This is a genomic window from Gallalistipes aquisgranensis (assembly GCF_014982715.1).
Lineage (GTDB): Bacteria > Bacteroidota > Bacteroidia > Bacteroidales > Rikenellaceae > Gallalistipes > Gallalistipes aquisgranensis.
In genome coordinates, this window is the sequence record NZ_JADCJY010000001.1 from 1,719,967 (window position 1) to 1,744,586 (window position 24,620).

Genomic DNA, 24,620 nt, shown 5'->3' on the forward strand with positions numbered 1-24,620 from the left:
CGAACGCAGCGTTCCGCCCGGGGCGGAACACCGTCAAAATACCACATACCCTTCCGGGTCGACCGGCGTACCGTTATGCCAGAGTTCGAACCCGAACAGGCCCTTGCCTGCATCGCCCGAAAGGCCCTCGCCCGTGAATCCGATCACTTCGCCCCCCTTCACGCGCGCTCCCGTGGACGGGAGCACCCGCGTCGCGTGCTTGTAGACCGAAAGCAGGTTTCCGGGATGCTGGATCTGCACCACATAGCCATCGTCGGGCGACCAGGCGGAAAGCACCACCGTCCCGTCCTCCACGGCCATCACCTGCTGGCTGGCCGCCGTAGCGATCCCTACCCCGAAACGCTCCTCTTTCGGATTGAAATGCTCGGCCACCACACCCCGCACGGGAGGCATCAACTCGAGACCCGTACGCACGGTGCGCACCTTGGCCGGATCGCTGAGCCGGTAGATTCCTCCGCCTTCCAGTTCGGCGCGCAGGAGCGAATCCTCCCGGCTGGGATGCACCGTTTCCGGACGCGAAACCCGCATCGAATCGCCCGCCTGCGTAACGTCGCGGACGATCGGGGTCTTCCCCTCCATGATCAGGGCGATATTGTCGCTGTACACCTGCATCTGGGCCAGTTCCCGCTCCAGCGAATCAATGCGCACGATATTGGAAATGAGCATTTCGCGCGACTTGTTGCCCGGATAGCCGGGAATCAGGTCGAGAATCGGCGTGTAGGCCACCGTGGTCAGAATGACGATGAACAGCACCAGCACCAGCGCCACAAAACCCGTCAGCACGTTGGCGGGACTGATATACATGTACCAGACCTCGCTGTCGTTATGTTGGTTCCTCAGACTCAGGCGGTGTTTCTCCCGCAGGTTTCTCAGGAAATAGACGAAATTGCGTTCCGATTTCATGGCATCCGGACAATTTAGAGCACAAAGATAACAAAAGATCGCAAATAAGCGCGGATCGTCCGCCCCCATCTGTCCACATTAAACGGACGGAAACCCGGTTTATTTTCACACCGGTCCCTTTCCCGCCCCCGGACGGGCGGATTTTCGCACCGGATGACCGGAAAATGCTATTATTTTCCCGTATCGCGGTTATGTAAATAATTTAAAAATTCTATATTTGTAGCGGTAATCATTGCCGGATTCAACATACACATAAAAAATAACACGAATGACTGTCAAACCTACACTATTGGTTCTCGCGGCGGGCATGGGTTCGCGCTACGGTTCCCTCAAACAGATGGACGGAGTGGGCCCCGACGGGGAAGCCATCATCGACTATTCGATCTACGACGCGATCCGCGCCGGGTTCGGCAAGGTGGTGTTCGTCATCCGCCACAGCTTCGAGAAGGAGTTCCGGGAAATCTTCACCCCGGAGCGTTTCGGCGGCCGGATCGCCGTCGAATTCGTATTCCAGGAGCTCGACATGCTTCCCGAGGGATTTTCGGTTCCCGAAGGGCGCGTGAAGCCCTGGGGCACGAACCATGCCGTCATCATGGCGGCCGGCGTGATCCGCGAACCGTTCGCCGTGATCAATGCCGACGACTTCTACGGCAAGGACGCCTACGCCACCATTTCTCAATACCTGCAACAGGTGGCCGGCCAGCACGACCGTTACTGCATGGTGGGCTATCAGGTGAAGAACACCCTTTCCGACTTCGGAGCCGTGTCGCGCGGCGTGTGCGAAGTGGACGCGCAGGGGGACCTGGTTTCGATGGTCGAGCGCACGAAGATCGAACGCACAGACGGCAGGATCGTCTACCACGAGGAGGACGGCGACCATCCGCTGCCGGACGACGCACCCGTGTCGATGAACCTTTTCGGTTTCACGCCCGACTATTTCGAGCATTCGGAAAAATACTTCAAGGTGTTCCTGAAGGAAAACATGGACAACCTCAAGGCCGAATACTACATTCCGACCATGGTCAACAAGCTGGTTTCGGAGGGCACGTCCAAAATGAAAGTGCTCCACACCGACGCCCAGTGGTTCGGCGTGACCTATAAGGAGGACCGGCCCAAAGTGGTGGCCAAGATCGAGGAACTGATCCGTCAGGGCGTTTATCCCCGCAGCTTATGGAAATAGAACAGAACGTGTGGGGCTTCACGCCCGAGGGCGAAGCCATCATCCTCTACACGATGCGCAACAGCCGCGGAGCCTCGGTCCAGCTCACCAACATCGGGGCGAGCGTAGTCTCCGTACAGGTGCCCGACCGCGACGGCACACTGGCCGACGTGGTGCTCGGCTACAAGGAGTGGAAAAGCTATTTCGGCGACGGGCCCCACATGGGCAAGTGCGTGGGCCGGTTCGCCAACCGCATCCGGGAGGGCCGTTTCACGCTGGACGGCAAGGAGTACCGTCTGCCCCGCAACGACGGCCCCAACCACCTGCACGGCGGCCCGGGCGGATTCGCCAACAAAATCTGGGCTTCGCGCGTGGAGACCGACCGTGTGGTCTTCTCGCTCGTCAGTCCCGACGGCGACCAGGGATATCCGGCCGAAGTGGGTGTCGAGGCGGTCTATGACTGGAACGACGACTGCGAACTGGAGCTCACCTTCTACGCGAAGAGCGATGCCCCCACGGTGCTCAACCTCACCAACCACACCTACTTCAACCTGGCGGGCGAGCACAGCGGCAGCGTATTGGGGCACACCCTCCAGCTGAAAGCCTCGAAATGGCTGCCTGCGGACAAGGCGCTGATCTTCACCGGGGAGATCGCCCCGGTCGAAGGTACTCCGATGGATTTCCGCACGGCCAAAACGCTCGGACGCGACATCGAAGCCGACTTCGAACCGCTGAAAAACGCCCGCGGCTACGACGCGAGCTGGGTGGTGGACGGCTGGAAAAAGGGAGAGCTGCAACAGGTCGGCACGCTGGCCGATCCGGTGTCGGGACGGGTCATGGAGATCCACACCACCCAGCCCGCCCTCCAGCTCTACACGGGCAACTGGCTCGCCGGATCGCCCGAGGGCAAGAGCGGCCGGGGATACGAAGACCACGAAGGCGTGGCGATCGAATGTCAGGGCTATCCCGATTCGGTCAACCACCCCGAATTCGTTCCGGCCCGGCTGGAAGGCGGGGAACTCTATTCCGAAAAGATCATATACAAATTCACGACACTCTCCTGACCGATCCCGGAACACACTCCGGACAACTACTGATAAAAATCACTTAAAACTCCGTATTCATGAAATTCGAATTGCTCGACACCGTCATTTTCATCGTCTACTGCGTGCTCGTGGTAGGCATCGGACTGTGGGTGTCACGTGAAAAGAAAGGGGTCAAGAAGGACTCCAAGGACTATTTTCTGGCGAGCAAGGCGCTGCCCTGGTGGGCCGTCGGCGCCTCGCTGATCGCCTCGAACATCAGTGCCGAACAGTTCATCGGCATGTCGGGTTCGGGCTTCGCCATCGGCATGGGCATCGCCTCCTATGAATTCATGGCGGCCCTCACGCTCATCATCGTGGCGATGTTCTTCCTGCCCATCTACCTTCACCGCGGCATCTACACGATGCCCCAGTTCCTCGAACAGAGGTTCGACAAACGGGTGAAGACCGTGATGGCCATCTTCTGGCTGCTGGTGTTCATCTTCGTCAACCTCACTTCGATCCTCTATCTGGGTGCGCTGGCCGTGAAGAACATGATGGGCGTAGACCTGATCTGGGGCATCATCGGACTGGCGGCCTTCTCGGCTCTCTATTCCATCTACGGCGGGCTGAAGGCCGTGGCATGGACGGACGTGATCCAGGTGGTCTTCCTGATCGGCGGCGGACTGGTGACGACCTACGTGGCATTCCGGATGCTGGGCGGCGGCGACGTGATGAACGGCGTGCAGGAACTGGCGGCCAAGGCCAGCGACAAGTTCGACATGATCCTCGACAAGAGCCATCCCTCCTATAAGGAACTGCCCGGTCTGAGCGTGCTGATCGGCGGCCTGTGGGTGGCCAACCTCTACTACTGGGGCTGCAACCAGTATATCATCCAGCGGGCGCTGGCCTCCAAGTCGATCGACCAGGCCCAGAAAGGCCTCGTCTTCGCCGGCTTTCTGAAAATCCTGCTCCCGCTGATCGTCGTGATCCCGGGCATCATCTGCTACGTCATGGTCCAGGACGGCATGATCGACGACATCGGCAAACCCGACAACGCCTATCCCGTGCTGCTGAGCATGGTGCCGGTCGGTATCCGCGGACTGGCTTTCGCCGCGCTGGTGGCCGCCATCGTCAGCTCGCTGGCCTCGATGATGAACTCCATATCGTCGATCTTCACGATGGACGTCTACAAATCGTACATCGACAAAAACGTATCCGAACAGAAAATGGTGAGCGTGGGACGCTGGACGAGCGTGGTGGCTCTGATCATCGCCTGCGTGATCGCCCCCGTGCTCTCGAATCTGGACCAAGCGTTCCAGTACATCCAGGAATTCACGGGCTTCGTCAGCCCCGGTGCACTGGCCATCTTCCTGGCCGGGTTCTTCTACAAGAAGGCCACGGCCAACGGTGCGCTGGCTGCCGCTTTCGGCACGTTCGTCTTCTCGGCCCTATTCAAATGGCTGCTTCCCGCCATGCCATTCATGGACCGGATGGGCATCGTCTTCCTGATCTGCTTCGCCCTGATCGTGATCTTCGCCCTCGTCGAACGCAAGCCCGTCGACACGGAGAAAGTCACCTATCCCAAAGGACTGTTCCGGACCTCTGCCGGCTTCAAGATCGGCGCCCTGCTGATCGTGGCCATCCTGATCTTCATCTACGCGATCTGGTGGTAGCGGAAGCCGCAATCCGACCGTAAAAGCGGGCCGCCGAACGGCGGCCCGCTTCCGTTCTGCAAAAACGAAAAGGAGGGAGCCGACACCCGAGGTTGGAACAGTTCTTGATACCTTTTCTTTTCCACACGATACGAAGAGGCAATTATGGAAAAGAAGAGGATCGCAGTCACGGGAGGAGCCGGGTTGATCGGCTCGCACCTGTGCGCCCGGCTGTTGCGGGAAGGACACGAAGTCGTCTGCATTGATTCGCTGCTGAGCGGGGAACGAAACGACATACAGGAACTGGAACGGAATCCCGACTTCCGGTTCGTACGGCACAACGTACTTAATCCCTACAACATAGAGGCAGACCAGCTGTACAATCTCGCGGCTCCGGCCACCCCGCTCTATTTCCGCCATCATCCGGTCGAAACGCTGAAGATCAATCTCCTCGGCACCATGCATGCGCTCGATGCCGCACGGGCCGCAGGAGCCACCCTGCTGCAAGCCTCGGCCGGAGACATCTACGGATCGTCCCGGCAGTCGGTCCAGGGAGAGGATTTCTGGGGCAATGTCAATCCGACCGGTATCCGGTCGGCCAACGAAGAGGGGAAACGGGCCGCCGAAAGCCTGTGCAGGGCCTATCGGGACCAATTGAAACAGCCCGTCAGAATCGCCCGCATCTTCAACACCTACGGACCGGGAGCCGGATTCAGCGACAGCCGCGTACTGTTCCACTTCATCGCGGACGCCCTGCTCGGAAAAGACCTGATGATCTACGGCAACGGAGAACAGACCCGCTGTTTCTGTTATGTGGACGACATGGTGGAAGGGCTCGTGCGGCTGATGAACGATCCTCCGTCCGGCTATTCGCTTCCCGTCAATCTGGGCAGTAACCGGGAAATCACGATCAACGAACTGGCCTCACGCATCGTATCCCTCACGGGGAGCCGGTCGAAAATCGTGCACCTCACCCCTCTCGACGACGATCCGAGACACAAGACGCCCGACATCACACGGGCCCGCCAGCTGCTGGGGTGGGAACCCCTCACGTCGCTCGACGAAGGACTGGGCCGGACCATCGAATACATGGAATCGCTGCTGGACAAGGACGACCGGCACCATCCCTACCTGTCGTGGGTAGAGATGAACTAAAGGGTGTCGTCCAACTGCCAACTCACCTCGTCATCCAGACGCGGGAAAAGCGGAGACGCCGCGACCCGCGGATCGGCGAGGAATGTCCGCACCCGTTCCCTTCCCTGCGGAGCGTGGCGGATCATCCGTCCGAGAAACGCCGTCCAGGCCGGAGTTTCCGCCGGAACGGCCTGCGCACAGGCTTCTGGAAGAAGCGCCTGCAAACGGTCGTAATCCCATCCGTCGGCACCCCGGGCCAGGGCATGCGCCCCGGTCATCAACGCCGCGTAACGCAGACATTCCGCACGGGGGGTATCGAGTCCGGCTCCGCCGCCCCGCGCTACCTCGGGTTCTCCCGGTACCGGACCGTCCCCGCCAAGCCAACGGAACAGAACGGTTCCGGCCCACCGCGTACGTCCCAACAGAGCATAGGCCAAATGCTCTGCAACCTCGGTGTTGACGACGCCCCGGGCCCAAAAATCCAGTTCATCGGGAGACAACTGTTCCGCATCGGCCGTGTAGATGCCGGCCAACCGGAGTTCCCGCACCTGCTGGCGGTAAAGCAGCCGCGCCAGTTCATGGTCGGGCCCGAAGGCCGCCGCAGCTTCCCGGATCGCGGGCACGGCCACGCCGTAACTCAACGGATAGACGATACCGCGGGCTGTCATGGCTTCGACCACAGCCCCGTTCATCTCCGGACGCAGGCGACGCATCAGAGCGGCCATCCGTCCGCTTTTGCCCTCCATTCCCGTCCGGCTATTTTACGGCTCCGGTCGGCACGTCGATCGTGGTTCCCCACTGATAGACGGGCACACGGCGGGCAGCCAGTTCGGTCTTCCCGTCCACCAGACGGCAGTTCACGAAATCGGCCACACGGAAATTGATCCCCGGCCGGTTGTCGCGCGGCGAACGACGGGGAAGCGACCGGGCATCGGCGCGTCCCTCCGGACGCAGCTCCAGCACGAGAGGCCGGCCGCTCAGGTCGCTTCCGGCCAACAGTCCGGCCGTATCCGAAAAGCGGCACACGATATAGTTCAGTTTGCCCGAATCAGGCAGCACGGTATATTCGCGCACCATCTGCTGGACGTACTGTTTGCCCAGGAAAAGCGAAAGATACTCCTGTTCGAGCCGGGCGATCTCCTCCAGGGCGGCCTTCATGCCGGCACCGAAAACATTCTCTCCCGCCTCGCCGGTCACCAGGTCGAAACGGCGCTTGCGCAGGGTGAAAATCGCATTGGCGGCCGCTTTGGCCATCTCCTCCGTACTGCGTTCCACGGTCTCCGTCCGGTCGGGAGCGATTTTCACGAAGGATGTGTCGCTCTCGACGTGGGAGACGACCACCCGTTCCGAAACGACGGGTTCGATTCCGCGGTCGTCGAAACGCACTTCGTTGAACTCACGGCCCGGCACCGGCTCTCCGAAATGGCCCGGTACCCCGGCCAGCGGGGCGGCGATCGCTCCGTCGGCTTCGCGGATGTCGGAATCGGAATACCCGAGCGATGCGTCCCTGATGGTATAGATGTCCTTATCGGCCAGCGGCGCCATCACCCCCAGGTATTTCTGGGCGAAACGGGCGTAAGGTCCCCGGCGGATCGTCTCCTTCTGCACCACGATATTCACCTTCAGAGTGGTCGAAGGCATGGAATAGACCGCTCCGGAGGGAGACTCCACCAGACCGACCCGCGCGATGCGCGCGCTCTGTGCACCGGCCGTCAGCACCGCCGCCGAGGATGCGATCCCCAGCAGCGCTATTTTTACCGTCTTTTTCATAATCAGTCGTTTTACGATATACCGTATATCGGGCGAATTTACGTTTTTTCCCTCAAAAGTCACGGTTCCCGGCTCAAAATTTCAGATAAAAATCACGGGTGAGCCTCCTGTACTCCTCCGAAAAACCGCTCCGGTCGGCCGTCGACACGGCGAGCGTGTCTTCGCAGGGCATCGCCATTTCCGTGCCGAACTCGGTCAGAACCCGCATGACGGGCAGTCCGGGAGCCGGAACGACCGCCGTGCGGCGCAGCGGATACAGGCCCTCTCCGGCTGCCAGGTCCGTCAGCCGCTCCATCCCGTCCGGAGGAAGAATCACGGAAAAAATCCCCCCCGGGGCGAGTAGGCACCCCACGCAGACCGCCAGGTCCGGATAAGGCAGCGTATCGGCATGGCGGGCCGCCGAACGGGCCGGATCGGGACACCGCAGCGAATCGACGAAATAGGGCGGATTGGAGACGATATGGTCGTAACCCTCCCCGTCGTATTCCCTCGCAAAATCCTGCAACGAGCGGGGAATCACCCGTACGGCACCGGGCCACGGACCCGCCGCCACATTCTCCTCCGCCTGCCGAGCACTCCGCCCGTCCACCTCCAGCGCATCCACCCGGAAGCCGTCCGGAGCACCGCATGCCTCCAGCCGCTGGGCCGCCATCAGGGCGATCAGCCCCGTTCCGGTACCCACGTCCAACAGGCGGCGCTGCTCCGGCCCGATACGGCACCAGGCCCCCAACAGCACGCCGTCCGTACCCACCTTCATGGCCGAACCGCCCTGCTCGATCCGGAACTTTTTGAAACGGAACCAACTGTTCGACATAACGCATCAATTTTTGAGAAAGCCGTCCATACCGGCCCCGAAAAGGGCGAAATCGAAGCGGACGGGATCGTCCGGATCGAACGTCCGGAGCGCCCCGGTGATCTCCTCCACGGCACGCCAGTCGTTCTGCCGCCGGGCAAGCAGACCCAGCGCCCGCCCCATCGAGGCGGTATGCACGTCGAGCGGCAGGTAGAGGGCCGAGGCGGGAATTCCCGTCCAGAGCCCGAAATCCACGCCCCGGTCATCGCGGCGCACCATCCAGCGCAGATACATGTTGAGCCGTTTGCAGGCGGCGCCCCGGTCAACGGAGGAGAGATGTTTCTCCGTCCGGGCAGGGTGCTCCGCCCCGAAAAAAGCGCTCCGGAACCGCGAGAGCACCGGACGCAGGTCGCCCGCACCGGCATACTCCCGTTCGAAAAAGGCTCCGATACCGCCATGCTCCGTCCAGAGGCGGCGCAGGGCGGCCACGTAGGCAACCAGATCGTCTCCGTTAAACGTGCGGTGGACGAACCGCCGGAGGGATTCGATCTCCCGGGGAGCGGCGTGCATCACGAAATCGAAGGGAGAGTCGTCCATCAGCTCCATCAGGCGGCGGCCGTTGCGCACGATTATCTTCCGGTTGCCCCACGCGATAGTCGAGGAGAGAAATCCGGCGATTTCGATATCCTCCCGACGGGTAAAACGGTGCGGTATGCAGATCGGATCGTCTCCGATGAAATCGGGCGAATCGTAGCGGTCGTACAGCCGTTCGAGCAGCTCGCCCAACGCCTCCCGGTCGGGAAAAAGATTCGCTCCGGACTCCATGTCACGCTACGATCTGTCCGTCGCTCATCACGATCCGGCGGTCGGCCATTTCAGCCAGGTGTTCGTCGTGGGTGACGATCATCACCGTCTGTCCGAAGCGGTCGCGCAGCTCGAAGAAGAGCCGGTGTATCTCATCCCTGTTTTTCGAGTCGAGATTGCCGGAGGGCTCGTCGGCCAGCAGCACGGCCGGACGATTAATCAGGGCACGGGCGATGGCAATGCGCTGCTGTTCGCCGCCCGACAGCTCGGCCGGCTTGTGTCCGATGCGGTGCTCCATTCCCAGCAGGGCGATCAGCTCCCGGGCCTGCTCCTCCACTTCGCGGCGGTCGCGTCCCCCAATATACCCCGGAATACAGACGTTCTCCAGCGCCGTGAACTCCGGCAAAAGATGGTGGAACTGGAACACGAAACCGATCTTCCGGTTGCGGAACGAAGAAAGGGCACGGTCCGAAAGGGTGTCGGTCCGTTCGCCGCCGAGAGTCACTGTCCCCCGGTCGGGACGGTTCAGCGTCCCCACGATCTGCAACAGGGTGGTTTTTCCCGCCCCGCTGGCACCGACCACGGAGACCACCTCGCCCGCCTGCACGGTCAGGTCGATTCCCCGGAGCACTTCGAGCGCCCCGTAACTCTTGTGAATATCCCGCACCTCAATCATGGGTTTCGTCTCCATGGCATTCGTTATAATAGTTGAACAAACGGATCACATCGCGGGCCGCCCGCGTATCGTGGACGCGCAGGATCGAAGCCCCGCCCCGCAGACACTCCCAATGGAGAGCCGTCGTGCCGTACAGCGATTCGGCGGGGGTTGTATCCAGCACCTTATAGATCATCGACTTGCGCGAAATTCCCGCCAGAACGGGCACGCCGAAACGGGCGAAACGCCTCAGGGCCCCGAGCAACAGGTAGTTCTGCGCCGTGGTCTTGGCAAAACCGAAACCGGGGTCGAGAATAACCTGCCGCACCCCGGCCTCCGCGAGCTGCGCCGTCTTGGCCTCGAAAAAATCCTCTACGGCGGCCACCACGTCCGTGTACTCCGTGTGGCGCTGCATCGTGGCCGGCGTCGCCCGCATGTGCATGGCGATATAGGGCACCCCGTACTGGGCCGCCAGCGGAACGATCTGAGGATCGAGCTCCCCGGCCGAAATATCGTTCACGATGCAGGGACCGAACTCCTCCAGCACCCTCCGGGCCACCCCGGACCGGAACGTATCGACGGAAACGACCATATCGGGAGCCACTCTCCGCACGGCTTCCACTCCGCGGGCCACCCGTTCGTACTCCTCGGCGGGCGACACGTCGTCCGCCCCCGAACGGGAAGAGTAGCCCCCCACGTCGATCATCGAGGCACCCTCCTCCACGGCCTTCCTCACCCCCTCTTCGATCAGCCCTGCGCTGAAACGCCGGCTCCCCTCGAAAAAGGAGTCGGGCGTCACGTTCAGAATGGTCATCACTGCGGGGGTCGCCAGATCGAGCGTCCGGCCGCCAATTTCTATCTTCATTTCATTCATTCGGTTTCGTCCACAATTCATGCAACAACCCGACCTGAGCCACCAGAGACTCCCGACCGTCGTTGCGGATCACCCGGTCGGCCCGGGCCAGCCGTTCATCATCGCCGGACTGGGCGGCGATCCGCGCACGCACCCGATCGGAAGAGACACCGTCCCGCGCCACCGTCCGCGCCACACGCACCTCTTCAGGCGCCGTGACGACCACGACCCGATCGACGTAACGGTCGAATCCACTCTCCAGCAGGATGGCACTCTCCAGGATCACATAGGGCGGCACTCTGCCGCACCGTCCCCCTGCATAGCGGCCGGCCCACTCCAGAAAGTCGCGTCCTACGGCCGGATGCACGATCCGGTTCAGGGAGTGCAACAGGTCCGGATCGGCGAACACGAGCTCCGCCACCCGTTTCCGGTCGAGCCCCTCCTCCCGGTAGACCTCCCCGCCGAGCAGGTCGGCGATCCGGCGGCGCAGGGATGCGTCGCCATTCATCAGCGCCCGGGCCCGGCTGTCCGAATCGTAAACGGGGACGCCCAACAATCCGAACAGGCGGCATACCGTACTTTTGCCGCTGCCGATTCCGCCCGTTATGCCGACACGGATCATCGCTCGTCGTCGGACAAGGTGATCTCGGGCAGCTCTCCCACCGAGATGATATGGATGTCTCCGTTGCGGGCCGAAATGGCGTTCTGCAGCGAGAAAGGATTGATGACATAGGCACCCTTGTCCCTGAGCGAAGGGGTCAGCTGCACGTCGTCCACGTCGAGCACCAGGTCCTTGTGCAGGAAAAAGCGGTGGGCGAAGAGCCTCGAACCGGTCCCTTCGGCCACGCAACGCACCCGGAAGTGGTTGTTCCCGATCCGCACCGAAACCGGAATTTCGGCGGTATAGGTGTAACTCAGCTTGGTGATGTACCACAGCACCGTAGAGAGAAGCAGCAGCAAAAGAAAAACAGGAGAGACGTACTGTCTGAACGTCTTGCGTATGAAAAGCCAGAAATTGCGCATAATCGTCGGTTGAACCGCTACAAAGTAAACGATTTTTTTTCTTTTAAAAAAGGGGAAGCCGGCTCCAGAAGAGAGCCGGCTTCCCCGTATGGTCCGCGGTGCGGGAGCATCCGCCCGGCGGGATTTACTTTTTGCCTTTGGCCTTCTCGGCGGCGTACTTCTCGTTCAGCCCCTTGAGCACGACCGAGGTGATGTCGAGCATGGGATCGGCATTCAGGATGGGACCAGCCGCCGTGGTGCTGATAATCATGCCGTAGCGGTAATCCTTGTTGAACTCCTTGAGGTACTCCACGATGCTGTAATGTATCTGGTTGAGCATGACCTGTTCCTCCTCGGCCATCTCCTGCATGGCGGTGTCGCGGTGCTGCATGAAGGTCTGCTGCTGCTTCTGCAGCTTCTCCTCCGTCTCGGCCATCTGGGAACGGGTCATCAGCCCCTTCTGCGCCTTGTCCTGGTAATCGCGCACGTCCTTCTCCAGGCTGCGGCCCTTGCTGGTGAGTTCGTTCTCGACCTTCTTGGCCTTCACTTCGTAGTCACCGCGCAAATCCAGGTACATATCGTATTTGCTGACCAGCGAGTCGATGTTGATATAGGCGACCTGACTGCTGGTCACACGGACCTGGGTGGTATCGGACGAACCGACCGTCTGGGTGGCGGCGCCGTTCTTGCAGCCGACGAGCGCGAACATCATGACCGACGCTATAAAAAACAGTTTTCTCATGGTTATAGAGCGAATTTTTAGTGAATAACAGCCACAAAGATATAAAGTTTTCCTTACGTTTGACTATTTTTGCGAAAAATAAGCCGCATCATGTACGAATACATCTCGGGAGAAATCGCCGAACTCACCCCCGCCTACGTGGTGATAGAAGCCGCCGGCGTGGGGTATTACATCAACATCTCGCTGCAAACCTACACGGAGATCGAACACGAACGGTCGGCCCGCATCTACACGCACTACATCGTGCGGGAGGACGCGCAGATCCTGTACGGGTTCGCCACCCGGCAGGAGCGGGAGCTTTTCCGCCTGCTGGTCAGCGTATCGGGCGTGGGAGGCGGCACGGCGAGGATGATTCTCTCGACCTATTCGCCCCGGGAGCTGGCGGGCATCATCTCCACGGAGAACGCGGGCCTGCTCAAGAACGTCAAGGGGCTCGGGCTGAAGACGGCCCAGAAGATCATCGTGGAACTCCGCGACAAGATCGCCGGGCAGGCCACCACGATCGAGCCGGCCGCCCTGCGCGGGGCCGGCGGCGATGCGGTGTACGACGAGGCGCTGGCCGCCCTCACCATGCTCGGGTTTCCTAAAGCGGCCTCGGACAAGGCGATCCGCAGCCTGATGAAGGAGAATCCTTCGGCTGCCGTGGAAGAGGTGATCCGCCAGGCCCTCAAGCGCCTCTGACCGGAAACACCTGCCGGAAAGACCGTTCGCGGCTTCCGGCCGAAAGGGGTTCCGCGACGCGGGAAAAGGCGCGGGGAGTATGACGGATCGTTACCTCGATGTTAAATTAATGTTAAGATATGAAGCGGCGGCCGGCTTTTTTCCGCCTGATTTAAAATAAAAAGCCTATTTTTGCGGCAAATTTGAACGAAATGAGCGCTTATGGATAGTATCTTTACTATTATCGTAGTCATTCTCATGGCATTGGCGGTTTCGGGCCTTATGGTCGGCGTGGCGAACGACGCCGTGAACTTCCTCAATTCCGCCCTCGGTTCGAAAGTGGCTCCCCGCTATGTCATCATGACCGTCGCCTCGGTCGGCATCCTGATCGGGGCCATCACCTCCAGCGGCATGATGGAAGTAGCGCGAAGCGGAGTGTTTTATCCGGAAATGTTCACGTTCAGGGACATCATGATGCTGTTCCTGGGAGTCATGTTCGCCAACGTGATCCTGCTCGACTTGTTCAACACCTTCGGCTTGCCCACTTCCACGACCGTCTCGCTGGTGTTCGGCCTGCTGGGTGCGGCCATCGCCGTGGCAACCGTGAAGATTTCGGCCAACGACGCGCTCGACATGAGCGACCTGGCCCAGTTCATCAACTCGGGAAAGGCCATGGCCATCATCTCGGCTATCCTGGTTTCGGTGGTCATCGCCTTCACCTGCGGGTCGATCGTCATGTATATCACGCGGGTCATCTTCACGTTCCGGTACCACAAGGTGTTCGGACGCATCGGAGCGCTCTGGTGCGGTATCGCCTTCTCGGCCATCGCCTACTTCGCCGTGTTCAAAGGGCTCAAAAGCACGCCGCTCATCAGCGCCGAAACGCTGGATTTCATCAATGCACACATCTGGATCGTACTGCTGTGCATGTGGGCGGGATGGAGCCTTCTGATGGCACTGCTCCAACACCTTTTCAAGGTAAATATACTGAAAATCACCGTACTGGCCGGAACGTTCTCGCTGGCGCTGGCTTTCGCGGGCAACGACCTGGTGAACTTCATCGGCGTGCCCATCGCCGGGTACGACTCCTATAAAATCGCGCTGGCTTCGGGAAATCCCGACATGCTGATGGGTGAACTGAACAATCCGGTCGTCGCCAACATCGGATTCCTCATTCTGGCCGGCGTTATCATGGTCGTTACGCTGTGGACATCCAAAAAGGCCAAGAGCGTGAGCGACACCGAGATCAACCTGGCCAAACAGGACGAAGGCGTGGAGCGGTTCGGCTCGACGCTTATGTCCCGTTCGCTGGTGCGGCTGGCCCTGAGCGCCAACAAGACCTACGAGGCCGTAGTACCCGAATCGCTGCAACGGGCGCTGAACAAGCGCTTCATTCCGCTGCGCGCCTCGGAGAAGGACGGAGCTCCGTTCGACCTGATCCGGGCTACGGTCAACCTGACGGTCGCTTCGCTGCTGATCTCGATGGCCACCTCCCTCAAGCTGCCCCTTTCGACCACCTACGTCACGTTCATGGTGGCCATGGGCAGTTCGCTGGCCGACCGGGCATGGGGGCGTGAAAGCGCCGTGTACCGCATCACGGGCGTGCTGGCCGTCATTTCGGGCTGGTTCCTCACCGCACTGATCGCCTTCGTGATCGCGTTCGTCGTGTCGATCGCGCTGATGTACGGGGGCACGATCGCCGTACTGGCCATCGCTGCGCTCTGTGCGTTCCTGTTGATCCAGAGCAGCGTCCTCCACAAGAAACGGGAGACGAAGGCAAGCCGCCGCGAAGGGAGCGACCGGGCCGACGAGGGCGCGGACGAAGTGATCCACCGCTGCATGACCGAAGTGAGCGAGACGATGGAGGAGGCCACGAAAATCTACAAGGAGACACTGATAGGCGTTTTCAACGAAGACCGCAAACTGCTGAAAAAAATGGTCAAGGAGTCGAACGACCTTTTCTATCAGGCCCGTGAACGCAAGTACGAAATGATGCCCACGCTCCACAAGCTGCAGGACAACTACATCAACACGGGACACTACTACGTGCAGGTGGTGGACTACATCAGCGAAGTGACCAAGGCGCTCGTCCACATCACCCGGCCCTGTTTCGACCATATCGACAACAACCACGAGGGCATGACCAAGGAGCAGGTGGAAGACCTGATGAAGATCAACAACGAAGTGGCCTACATCTACGACAAGATCGTGCAGATGCTCAAGAGCAACGACTACACCGAGATCGAACAGGTGCTCCGTCTGCGGGACAGCCTCTTCGAGTCGATCGCCCAGGCGGTGAAGAACCAGCTCAAACGGATCAAGAACAAGGCCACGAGCACCAAATCCAGCATGCTTTACCTGAACATTCTGAACGAGACCAAAACCATGGTGCTCCAGTCGAGGAACCTGCTCAAATCGCAGAAATACTTCATCGAGGAACAGGAGTGAGCCACCGGAAAAAACAGGCCGTACCGAACAATATTTCGCACCGCTGTCAGTTAATTATATGCAGCGGTGCATTTTTTTGCTTTTGGCCGAAAAAATGCGTACGTTTGTACGGTTTTAATGGGTTTTAACGGTATCGTATGAGATATATTGCAAGTTGTATTCTGGGTCTCTGCCTGCTATCGGGCTGCGGAAGCGACAGCAATATCGTACCCGACCAGCGTACCGCCATCGAAAGCTACATCGCCAACCGGTATCCCGACTATATCGTTCAGAACGGCGTCTACAAGTGCGTCACCAATATGGACCGTCCGGAGTATGCCACGGCGGAAATAGCCTCTTCGGGCGACTCGGTCTGGTTCCACTTCGCCGCCTACACGTTCGGCTCCTCTCCCGCCGCCTCGCCCTATTTCACGGACATCGCGGAGATACTGGAAGGGGATACGGTGCTCAATCCGAAGTACTGGCCGAACGGACCCCAGGCTGTGAAAATCGGGGCGACACCGATGATCAAGGGGCTGACCGCAGGGTTGCCGGAGTGCCGTACGGGCGATTCGGTCCTGCTGTTCATCACCTCCGATCTCGGCTACGACGACAAGACGGTGGGTGTGGTGGAGAAAAATACCGCCCTGATGTATTTCCTGAAGATAGAAAACGTGAAAAAACAATAGCCAAACAAGATGAAAATACGCTTTCGCATACTTTTCATGCTGACCGCAGCCACGCTCGCGGCCGTCTCCTGCGCCAAAAAGAACGATGAAGACTACAACGTAGTGGAGCAGGCTTCGCTGGACGCATGGATGAAAATAAACGCTCCCGACGCACAGAAGCTGGACAACGGCATGTATATCGAAACCGTCACTCCCGCACCGGAAGGGGCTGCGGCTCCCGCGATCGGGAACTGGGTGCGGATCAACTATACGGGCAAAAGCCTGGAAGGCAACGTTTTCGTGACCCGCTACAAGGAAGTGGCCGAACAGCAGGGAACCAGCACGCTCCACACCTACTACGAACCCCAGTACCTGCTGTACCAGAACTACAATACGGCATTCACGCAGGGGCAGCTGACCGCCCTCCAACAGATGAGACAGGGACAGGTCGTAACGATCTACATGCCTTCGAGCCTCGCCTACGGGGCCTACGGTTCCTCCTACTCGGGAGGCTATGAAGGCCAGTACGCGCTGAGCGCCAACGTTCCGGCGATCATGACCATGGAGTTGAACGAAGTGGTGACGGACCCCACGGCCCGGGAAACCGGGATGGTCATGGACTATGCCGTAAACGAGTGGGCGATAGAACGGCCGGAGAAGGACAGCACGTTCTTCTTCAAGATCATCGAAGGAAACGAAGACGAGAAGACGAAGATCACGGTCGATTCGACCGTCAGCATCTATTATATCGGCTCGTTTCTCGACGGTTTCATTTTCGACACCAATATCGACTCGGTGGCCCAGCGCGTATTCAACGACTACGACGAAAATTCGGCGACTTCCTATACACCCAAAGACGGCGGCATGATACAGGCTTTCTACGAAGCCGTGCCGCGGATGCACTACGGCGACCGGGCCAAAATGGTCTTCACCTCCGAATGGGGATACGGCTCGACCGGCAACTCGAGCGGAGAGACGGTGATCCAGCCTTACACTCCGCTGGTCTTCGAATTCTGGATCGAAACCAACCAGGACGAGGAGGAAGAAGAAGGCGGTGACGACAGCGGTTCCGGATCGGAAAACTGACGGGCCGGTATTTTCGCCTGCACAAGCCATATAAATTTCCAGAATCGAATCTATACGATTTCACCCCGGCCGGATTATAGTACCGGCCGGGGTGATTTTCATGCCTCCGGCAGACAGGCTATTCCCGTCCATACGATTCCGACCGCATCCATACCCAAAGCAGGGCAGGACGAAAGCCGATTTCTCCACAAAAGTCTTTCCCTATCCGACAGACTTTCCGTACAGCATATTAAAAAGTAAAGCAGTCCGGCAAAGTCTCCCTCAACAAATCACCCCCGCCATGAACTTCGGCGGGGGTGAAATCGTTAAAAAAACCGGCCAGTCTCAGGCAGTTCCCTTACGTCAGGGATTCGACCGGTAAACCACCGTAACGGTAGCGTTGGAGGTAACGTGCGCAAGATCGGGGAAAACCAGGCTTTGAACCTGTCCCGACGCATCGTGCAGGTCGAGTCGTACCGTCCATTCGCCCTTTTCGAGCACCATCGGCGAAGTCACCGTATAGACACCCTCCTCCTGCGTGACGGAAAGCCCGCGGAACACCGTGGCCGCACCGTTGCGGCCGAGATACAGGTCTGCACTGACCGCCGCAGCCACAGCGGGACAATCGGAGGCCGACACAGCACAACGCACGGCACTGAGCGAAGAGATACCCTGCTGCTGGTTGATGTCCTCGCCCCAGAGGGTCGAGAATACGGGAATACAAGTCGCCACGTTCTGGTCCCCGATGCGAAGTTCCTCCAGCACGAGTTCCGTGGCGCTTCCGCCGGGCAGTATCCCCGTCCCCGACAGAGAGGTCCTGCTCGTATTGCCGTTCGACAGGCCGATCTCCAGATCGTAGGCAAGCGTTCCCGCACTGCCCAGCACGTACGCCGCAGCCGAGAAATCCCGCGTCTCACCTGCCTGTACAAGCGGCAGTTCATACCGTACGGCTCCGGAAGCCGTTCCGTCGGCCAATGTGAGCGAACCGGCCATATTGGTGTAAACGAACCGGATCGACGAAGCCTCTTCCGGCAGCGAAGCCTTCACGGTCAGAGAGCTGCCGGCCCAGCCAAGCGTACCCTCCACTACGCTGCCCTCTTCCCGGGTGGAGAAGGCAGGTATCCGGGCGACGAGCAATTCGGGAAGTTCTCCGGAGAAGGTCTCCGTCTGCTTCAGTGCGATCCGGGCGGTTCCGTAGCCGTCCATCGAAAGGGTGTCGAAAACGGCCGGATCGAAATGGCTCACGGCAATCGCCTTGTAGCTGCCGCGCGGGAGGGTCAGGTCGTTCCCCGTCAGCTCCGCGAGCGGGAACCGGGCTACGGCCTTGCCCGTCTCTTCGTTATAGAAGACGACGAATGTTCCGTCGGGGGCCCGGTCAGCGACCGGTTCGGCATGGGACAGATTCAGGGTGACGATATCCGTATTGGAGCGCTCCATCGACAGTTCGATATCGGCTCCGGCCACCAGACACGTATCGAACGTATGGGTAAAGTTCCGCTCACCCGAGACATAACGCACGTTCACCTCCACCGAGAGGGTCTCTCCGGAGGTAGGCAGCAGGTACCGGCTACCGGAGACAGACCGTGAACCGTCGGCACGCGTGACCGGCAGGAGTTTCACCGCGGCCGATGCGACTTCACTTCCCGCTCCTTCTCCCGTGGCGAGGTTCACCGAACGGTGCATGTTGGTCACCACGGCCGTGGCCTCGACGATCTCGCCCAGCGGGTCGGAGAGGGAAAAGGCCAGCGCTCCCGTCACGGGACGCAGGTCGATGACCGGCGTGGTATAATCCTCCGTGTCGTAGCTGCCGCTGCCGTACCACAGGGCGGGCATCCCGGCCGAAGGGTCGTAGCCCTCGCCGAGTGAGAGGAGCGGAACATTCGGATCGGACAGATTCCTCAGATACAACTCCTTCCGGTATCCGGCAAAGGCATAGACGTTGTAATCGCCGTCGGCCAGCCTGTTGAGATTCACCCCTCCGGCCACCGAACCCTCGATCTCCCTTTCGTAATAGGGTCCCGTACGGGGTACGAATACGAAGCCGACCGGTTCGGAACCGTCGGGATAGGCCGTTTCCCCGTCCGGCGAGACGACAATGTCGGGCCGGTCGGGATCGTCGTCCTGGCAGCTCACCGCAGCGAGGGCCACGAATGCGGCAATGAGTGGAAAAAACAGATATTTTATCTTTTTCATAGGATTTCGTTTTTACTGTTTCTCATTCGCATCCGCAGCTCAGGGTTCCGGATCGGGATAAATGTCCCCTCCCGTCTCCGTCTGCCAACCCGTCTGCGAAATGTCCGTAGTGACCGCCACGCTCCGCAGATAGTTCAGTTCCACGGCCGTGTTCCATATCTTGTTCCTTACGAAAGGCCGGCCCCCGGCCGTCACCGTATAGACGGGAGCATCCTCTCCGGAACCCACCATGGCAAGATAGGAATAGACGGGATGTTCGCCTTCCTCGTTCGGGAAAGCCGTCAGAACGGCCACGCAGGCCAGGGAATCGGCATCGTAGGGAGCCTCCACCCTCCAGCGGGCGTCAGACTCCACGGCGGACACCTCCCCCAGCAGACTGATGCTGCGGGACACACCCGACAGCTCCACCGCCATCCCTACCCGGTCCGTTTCGCCGGCATCGTGGGTGATGCGGAGTACGGTCCGGCCGACCACACGCTCCACCTCCAGCGTCACCGCTTCGGGAACGGCCGTCAGTTCGAAATCCTGCGCCTCCGAGATCAGCAGGTCGGTCGCAGCCGCAGGGTCGAGCAACACGAATTTCACTTCGCCGGGACAGACGCCCCAGGGCGCATCCACGCGCCACGCGCCGCTGCCGCCCAGCACCGCAGCGATCGCACGGTAGCGGCCTCCGGGCAGCTGCATGTCGAACGGAGCATCGTATCCCCCGGACACGAATTCACGGTACAGCGTATAGTGCTCCGCGTTCTGCGGATCGTCCCCCGTCAGGGAAAAGACGAACAGGTGCACCTCTCCGCCGGAGAGCGCATCCGTCTCGACGTCGTCGCCTCCGGCGAGCGTCACCACACCCGACACGGAGGTTCTCCCCCCTTCATCCGTCTTGGCACATCCCGCTGCCGCGAGCAGCGAAACGAGCATAAAATAACCGAATATCTTTTTCATGGCCTCAACGGTTTAAAGTGATGACATAACGGGGAACGGACGATGCGGCCGAACGGCCGAGCGGTTCGCTGTGGACCGTAAAGAGATAGTCGTGCCCGGCCTCGTACCGCTCCTCCGGCCGGTCGGGCGTAAAGGAGAAGGCGCTCTCCCCGACCGTCCCCGTGATGGAGACATCGCCGCGCACGACGGGATACAGGTAACAGCTCACCGAAAAATCGGGGGCCCCGGCAGCGAACACCTCTTCGAAAGCGACCTCATAGAGCTCCGCACCACCGCTCGTTTCAGGCGATCCGACCCTCAGGACGAACGTCCCTTCCGCCGGCGACGGATAGCCGAAAGTCAGTCGGGCCATGGCGTTTTTCAATTCCAGGGTCACGCCGGATGCGGTGCCGGATATGTCGGCCGAAGCACTCAGCAGCGGTTTTTCCACCACGGCACCGGCCCTGATACCGCATCCCGCCGCATCCGCCTTCTCCCCCACGGCGGGCACCTCGAACACGTCCGGATCGAGGTTGGCGAACAACACGGCCCGGAAGGCCTTCAGAGGAAGGTTCAGCACCGCATCGTTGAACTCGGTCAGGTTGTTGAAAGAGTAACTTTTCGAAATCACGGAATTTTCGTCCGTCAGATAGAGACGGACATGACCGGCGTCCCCGGCATATTCGGCGGCAGAGGCTTCGACGGAGGCCCGGATACCGGAAACGCCCGTAACTCCGTCCTCTCCGCTCTCGCCGCACCCGGCGGCCAGCCATCCACAGACCGCCAGCCACACCGCATATTTTATCGTTCTTTTCATCGGATTCGTAGTTTAAACGTTAAAGACCCGAAACGGTTCCGGCATCTTTCAGCCACCACAGGCGCGGATACCCGTCCGCCTGCACGTTTCCCCGCCAGGGAACCGACATGTCGGAAGTCCAGAGCTCTTCGGGAACCGATTTGGAATTGGGATTCGCTATACCGCCGGAGCTCCCGTTGTTGAGCGTATAAAGCAGATAGGACTTCCCGACCGTATGATCGGACATCTGCTTCTCGGTACGCGGTTTGGCTCCGTTATCTCCCCACACTTTATTTTCCTCATGCTGGCAGTCGCTCCACTGGATCGCGTCATAGGCCTTGTTCGTCCAGCCGCCGATACCCACCTGGGGCCATTCGGACACGGGGTCAAGTTTCAGATAGAAACTGTTTTTCAACATGGAATACGTGCCGCTCGTCACGGTCGTCGTGGTTCCCGTCCGGGAAATCCCCAGCATACCGCCCCGGCAGACGTTTCCGGCCGGGTCAGCGTTTCCGGCGGTCACGGTCACCCTGCCCGTGGCGACGCAATGGTGAATCCGGTCCGAATTGGCGTCCGTCCAACCGGAGATTCCCCCCACAATGTCCACTCCGCTCACGTCTCCGGCATTGAGACAGATGATGACGTCGGTGCTTTTCTGCGATCCGACAATACCGCCCGTTCCCATGGTTCCGCCGGAAGTCGAGGTCTTGATCGCGTTCGTTCCCGACACGGTCCCTTCGTTGTAACAGGCGATAAAGGCGCTCTGTGTGGCACTGGCCGCATAGCACTGGCCAACGATTCCTCCCGTGCAGGCCCCGCCGGAAATGTCGGCGTAATTGCCGCACTCGATCACCTGGCTCGACTTCTGAAGGCTGCCCAATATGCCGCCGCAACGGTCGTAGGCTCCGGTCACCTTCCCGTAATTCATGCACCGGTGCACGAAATTGTTATTGATGACGTTCCCGGCGATACCCCCCGTATGGGAAGCCTGGCTGGAGATCGTCCCCCGGTTTTCGCAGCCGACGAGCCGCGTATAGTAGCTCAGGTAACCGGCAATTCCCCCGGTTCCCAGAGTCGAAGTCGTAGAGGTGTACAGGTTGGTGATGGCACCGTAATTGACACATTTCTCGACCCGCGTATAGAACGACCCGTTATCGGGAGCCGTTTCGTTGGGCAGGCCCATGACCACTCCGACAATACCCCCCACAGGCCCCCGGGTACACTCCACGTCCGCATGGTTGACACATTCGACGAATTCGTTGGTCCCCAGAGCGGCAAAGGCCAGGGCCGCCACGTTTCCGTTACCCGTGACATACGAGTTGGAGCCGATGACCACATTCCTGAACACGGACTCCTCGACCGAACCGAACAGGGCCTTGTTGTCGCTTCCGGAGTCGATGTAAACGCCGTCGATGGTGAATCCCCGGCCGTCGTACTCCCCGCAGAAACGGTAGTTGCTGCCCGGAGCGATGGACGATGCCGTCGTCGTACCCAGCGGGAGCCAGCCGCTGGTTTCGTGGCCCAGATAGGGCTCCTTGCGCGAGGTATTGGTTTTGAAGGTGCCGGAAGCCCGGTCGTAGTATCTGGACAGATGGGGAGCCAGGTCGATGTCGCACACCTGCACGTATTTCGAACGGGTATAGTTCCCCACGCGGACGTTTTCCTCACTGGTCATCAGGAAATTCCGCAGGGCGTCGAACCGGGCGGGCGAGCACACTTCGTAGGGGATGGACTGACCGTCGCCGATGCCGCCGAATTTCAGACTGGCGGTCAGCGTCTGCTCCTCCAGCTTCCGGCCGTAGATTTCGATGGAGGCATCGCCCGCCGGGGCGTCCCCGTTCCAAAACTCGATCCGGCTCAGCATCCACTTTCCGATCGGCAGCGCCGACACGTCGGTATCCAGCCCTACCTTGTCGCCTCCGGTCAGCTCCACGTCGGCAGGAGCGACATACTCCTCCGGACGGCCTTCAACCGTCACGTACACCCGGGCACCGTCACAAGCGGGTACCGGAACATCGTCCACGTCGGCCATTTCAAGGTTCATCCGCACGGGCGCCATATCGAAGGCGCACATTTTTTTCACGTTGGGATTGTCGCTCAGATAAGCCATATAGTTTCCGAGGGTCCGTTCGTCGCACACTTCATAGGGGCTTTCGGCCGTACCCTCACCGAGCCCACCCAGTTTCATGTCGGCCACCAGTTCCATCTGTTTCCCCACGGAAAGGAAACGGTAGGTTCCCAGCTCCACGGCCTGCGAACCGGCCACCAGCTCTATTTTAGAGAGACGCCACAGGCCGGGTTCGAGCCGGCCAAGCTCCGGAGTGAAGACCAGCAGTCCGTTCCGGTAAAGGGCTTCGCAGACGATTTCCGTCTCCGAACCCGCGTCCGTGACGACCGACAGATTGGCCGCCGTCACGGCGGCCGGGTCGATGACACCCTCGCTGTTTTTCAGACTCAGCATGATTTTGAGTTGCGCGTTGTCCCCCACGAGCGAAGCCCCTTCGGAACTCCACTCCGTCACTTTCGAACCGGAAACCGACACGGAAGCCTCGGCTTCGGAGGCATTAAAATCGGTTACGAGCGTCCGGTTGGGAGGCAGCGAATCGAGCGTGAAGGTCTTGGGCTGAAGTTCGCCGCCATCCTGGCGGATGACGACCTCCATTTCGGACCTGGCGGCCGAAGGGGTCACGATCGCCAGGTTGCGGAAACCGGCCCCATCCCCGTCATAGGCCGTGGCGGCCAGTTCAAAGGTGCAGCGGTCGGCGGCGCTCCACTCTCCCGTCGCAAACGAATATCTCGAAGAGGCCGACGTATAACGCAGGGTGACGCCTTCGCTTTCGGGCAGCGTGTAGCGCATGTCGATCATCGAGACGATCCGCCCGAAGGAGAAAGTCGCCTCCTTGTCCTTCCCCACCCACACCTCGCTGGAAGCGCAGAGCAGATCGGGCAGCGAAGCGGTCAGTTCGTCGGCGATCACCAGCCTGCAATCGGCAAGGTTGTCGCCTTCGATACTCATGACCGAGGCATCGAACCCGGCGACCACCGTCCATACGTATTTCCCGACCGGCAGGGAGACCGTCCCCAGATCGGCGAACTCATCGACCGCCACCTCTTTCACCAGAGCCCCGTCGGCCCGGCTGAACGCGAGCAGCCTGAACGAGGAGATACCCCCGGGCACCTCGGTGGAGCCGTCCGTGGAAAGAATCACCTTCATTCCCCCGGAAGCGCCCCCGCCCTCGGCGATCTCCTTGCTGCACGACGAGAAGAGCAACAGCAGTCCCGCCGTCAGCAACGTCATCAAGTTTTTCATGGTACATTAAGTTGTTTTAGGTTTCGGGCGTTCCCGCGCTTAATATATTTTACAATATATATTCTGCGCGGAAAACGATACGGATTTC

22 protein-coding genes are annotated in these 24,620 nt (G+C 60.1%); 8 read left to right on the plus strand and 14 right to left on the minus strand.

Annotated features, from left to right (window positions below):
- Window positions 1-33 precede the first annotated feature (33 nt).
- Window positions 34-903, minus strand: a complete 870-nt coding sequence (locus tag INF32_RS06925; protein WP_226387626.1) for a murein hydrolase activator EnvC family protein — start codon at window positions 901-903, stop codon at window positions 34-36.
- Window positions 904-1,171: 268 nt separating this feature from the next.
- On the opposite strand from INF32_RS06925, the gene INF32_RS06930 reads away from it, so the two are divergent.
- The 4 genes from INF32_RS06930 (at window position 1,172) to INF32_RS06945 (ending at window position 5,894) form a co-directional block, all read left to right on the plus strand.
- The gene (locus INF32_RS06930; RefSeq protein WP_226387627.1) at window positions 1,172-2,083 is read left to right on the plus strand and encodes a nucleotidyltransferase family protein; all 912 of its coding nucleotides are present in this window, start codon (window positions 1,172-1,174) and stop codon (window positions 2,081-2,083) included.
- A complete protein-coding gene (locus INF32_RS06935; protein ID WP_226387628.1) occupies window positions 2,074-3,126 on the plus strand; it encodes an aldose epimerase family protein in 1,053 nt (350 codons plus the stop codon). Before INF32_RS06930 ends, INF32_RS06935 begins: the two co-directional genes overlap by 10 nt.
- Window positions 3,127-3,185: 59 nt before the next feature.
- Window positions 3,186-4,760, plus strand: a complete 1,575-nt coding sequence (locus INF32_RS06940; protein WP_226387629.1) for a sodium/sugar symporter — start codon at window positions 3,186-3,188, stop codon at window positions 4,758-4,760.
- A 144-nt stretch (window positions 4,761-4,904) separates the two neighbouring features.
- Window positions 4,905-5,894 (plus strand): NAD-dependent epimerase/dehydratase family protein, encoded by a 990-nt coding sequence (locus INF32_RS06945; RefSeq protein ID WP_226387630.1) that lies wholly within the window; start codon window positions 4,905-4,907, stop codon window positions 5,892-5,894.
- Here INF32_RS06945 and INF32_RS06950 read toward each other — a convergent pair.
- From INF32_RS06950 to INF32_RS06990, 9 genes are all read right to left on the minus strand, one after another.
- Window positions 5,891-6,619 (minus strand): DNA alkylation repair protein, encoded by a 729-nt coding sequence (locus tag INF32_RS06950; protein WP_226387631.1) that lies wholly within the window; start codon window positions 6,617-6,619, stop codon window positions 5,891-5,893. The genes INF32_RS06945 and INF32_RS06950 overlap by 4 nt on opposite strands.
- A gap of 10 nt (window positions 6,620-6,629) precedes the next feature.
- Window positions 6,630-7,643 carry a DUF4831 family protein gene (locus INF32_RS06955; protein ID WP_226387632.1) on the minus strand — a complete coding sequence of 338 codons (1,014 nt, stop codon included), beginning with the start codon at window positions 7,641-7,643 and terminating at the stop codon, window positions 6,630-6,632.
- A 73-nt stretch (window positions 7,644-7,716) separates the two neighbouring features.
- Entirely contained in the window at window positions 7,717-8,457 is a 741-nt protein-coding gene (locus INF32_RS06960) for a tRNA1(Val) (adenine(37)-N6)-methyltransferase (RefSeq protein ID WP_226387633.1), read from the minus strand.
- Window positions 8,458-8,463: 6 nt separating this feature from the next.
- A complete protein-coding gene (locus INF32_RS06965) occupies window positions 8,464-9,261 on the minus strand; it encodes a TIGR02757 family protein (protein ID WP_226387634.1) in 798 nt (265 codons plus the stop codon).
- A gap of 1 nt (window position 9,262) precedes the next feature.
- A complete protein-coding gene (locus INF32_RS06970) occupies window positions 9,263-9,916 on the minus strand; it encodes an ABC transporter ATP-binding protein (protein ID WP_226388124.1) in 654 nt (217 codons plus the stop codon).
- A complete protein-coding gene (gene folP, locus INF32_RS06975) occupies window positions 9,909-10,769 on the minus strand; it encodes a dihydropteroate synthase (protein ID WP_394368321.1) in 861 nt (286 codons plus the stop codon). Before folP ends, INF32_RS06970 begins: the two co-directional genes overlap by 8 nt.
- Window positions 10,762-11,370, minus strand: coding sequence for a dephospho-CoA kinase (gene coaE, locus INF32_RS06980; protein WP_226387636.1), 609 nt, complete (start codon window positions 11,368-11,370; stop codon window positions 10,762-10,764). Before coaE ends, folP begins: the two co-directional genes overlap by 8 nt.
- A complete protein-coding gene (locus tag INF32_RS06985; RefSeq protein WP_226387637.1) occupies window positions 11,367-11,771 on the minus strand; it encodes a hypothetical protein in 405 nt (134 codons plus the stop codon). Before INF32_RS06985 ends, coaE begins: the two co-directional genes overlap by 4 nt.
- Before the next feature lie 124 nt (window positions 11,772-11,895).
- Complete coding sequence (locus INF32_RS06990) at window positions 11,896-12,492, minus strand: OmpH family outer membrane protein (RefSeq protein ID WP_226387638.1); 597 nt, start codon at window positions 12,490-12,492, stop codon at window positions 11,896-11,898.
- A 90-nt stretch (window positions 12,493-12,582) separates the two neighbouring features.
- On the opposite strand from INF32_RS06990, the gene ruvA reads away from it, so the two are divergent.
- The 4 genes from ruvA (at window position 12,583) to INF32_RS07010 (ending at window position 17,333) form a co-directional block, all read left to right on the plus strand.
- Window positions 12,583-13,173: a Holliday junction branch migration protein RuvA gene (ruvA, locus tag INF32_RS06995; RefSeq protein WP_226387639.1), complete on the plus strand. Its 591-nt coding sequence runs from the start codon at window positions 12,583-12,585 to the stop codon at window positions 13,171-13,173.
- A gap of 201 nt (window positions 13,174-13,374) precedes the next feature.
- Window positions 13,375-15,600: an inorganic phosphate transporter gene (locus tag INF32_RS07000; RefSeq protein WP_226387640.1), complete on the plus strand. Its 2,226-nt coding sequence runs from the start codon at window positions 13,375-13,377 to the stop codon at window positions 15,598-15,600.
- 137 nt (window positions 15,601-15,737) lie between these two features.
- Window positions 15,738-16,268 (plus strand): FKBP-type peptidyl-prolyl cis-trans isomerase, encoded by a 531-nt coding sequence (locus INF32_RS07005; RefSeq protein WP_226387641.1) that lies wholly within the window; start codon window positions 15,738-15,740, stop codon window positions 16,266-16,268.
- A 9-nt stretch (window positions 16,269-16,277) separates the two neighbouring features.
- Window positions 16,278-17,333: an FKBP-type peptidyl-prolyl cis-trans isomerase gene (locus INF32_RS07010; protein ID WP_226387642.1), complete on the plus strand. Its 1,056-nt coding sequence runs from the start codon at window positions 16,278-16,280 to the stop codon at window positions 17,331-17,333.
- A gap of 342 nt (window positions 17,334-17,675) precedes the next feature.
- On the opposite strand, the gene INF32_RS07015 is transcribed toward INF32_RS07010, so the two are convergent.
- The 4 genes from INF32_RS07015 to INF32_RS07030 are packed head-to-tail and all read right to left on the minus strand — an operon-like array spanning window position 17,676 to window position 24,532.
- Window positions 17,676-19,505, minus strand: a complete 1,830-nt coding sequence (locus INF32_RS07015; RefSeq protein WP_226387643.1) for a hypothetical protein — start codon at window positions 19,503-19,505, stop codon at window positions 17,676-17,678.
- Window positions 19,506-19,544: 39 nt separating this feature from the next.
- Complete coding sequence (locus INF32_RS07020) at window positions 19,545-20,447, minus strand: hypothetical protein (RefSeq protein WP_226387644.1); 903 nt, start codon at window positions 20,445-20,447, stop codon at window positions 19,545-19,547.
- A 4-nt stretch (window positions 20,448-20,451) separates the two neighbouring features.
- Window positions 20,452-21,243, minus strand: a complete 792-nt coding sequence (locus INF32_RS07025) for a hypothetical protein (RefSeq protein WP_226387645.1) — start codon at window positions 21,241-21,243, stop codon at window positions 20,452-20,454.
- A gap of 19 nt (window positions 21,244-21,262) precedes the next feature.
- Entirely contained in the window at window positions 21,263-24,532 is a 3,270-nt protein-coding gene (locus tag INF32_RS07030) for a hypothetical protein (RefSeq protein ID WP_226387646.1), read from the minus strand.
- Window positions 24,533-24,620 lie beyond the last annotated feature (88 nt).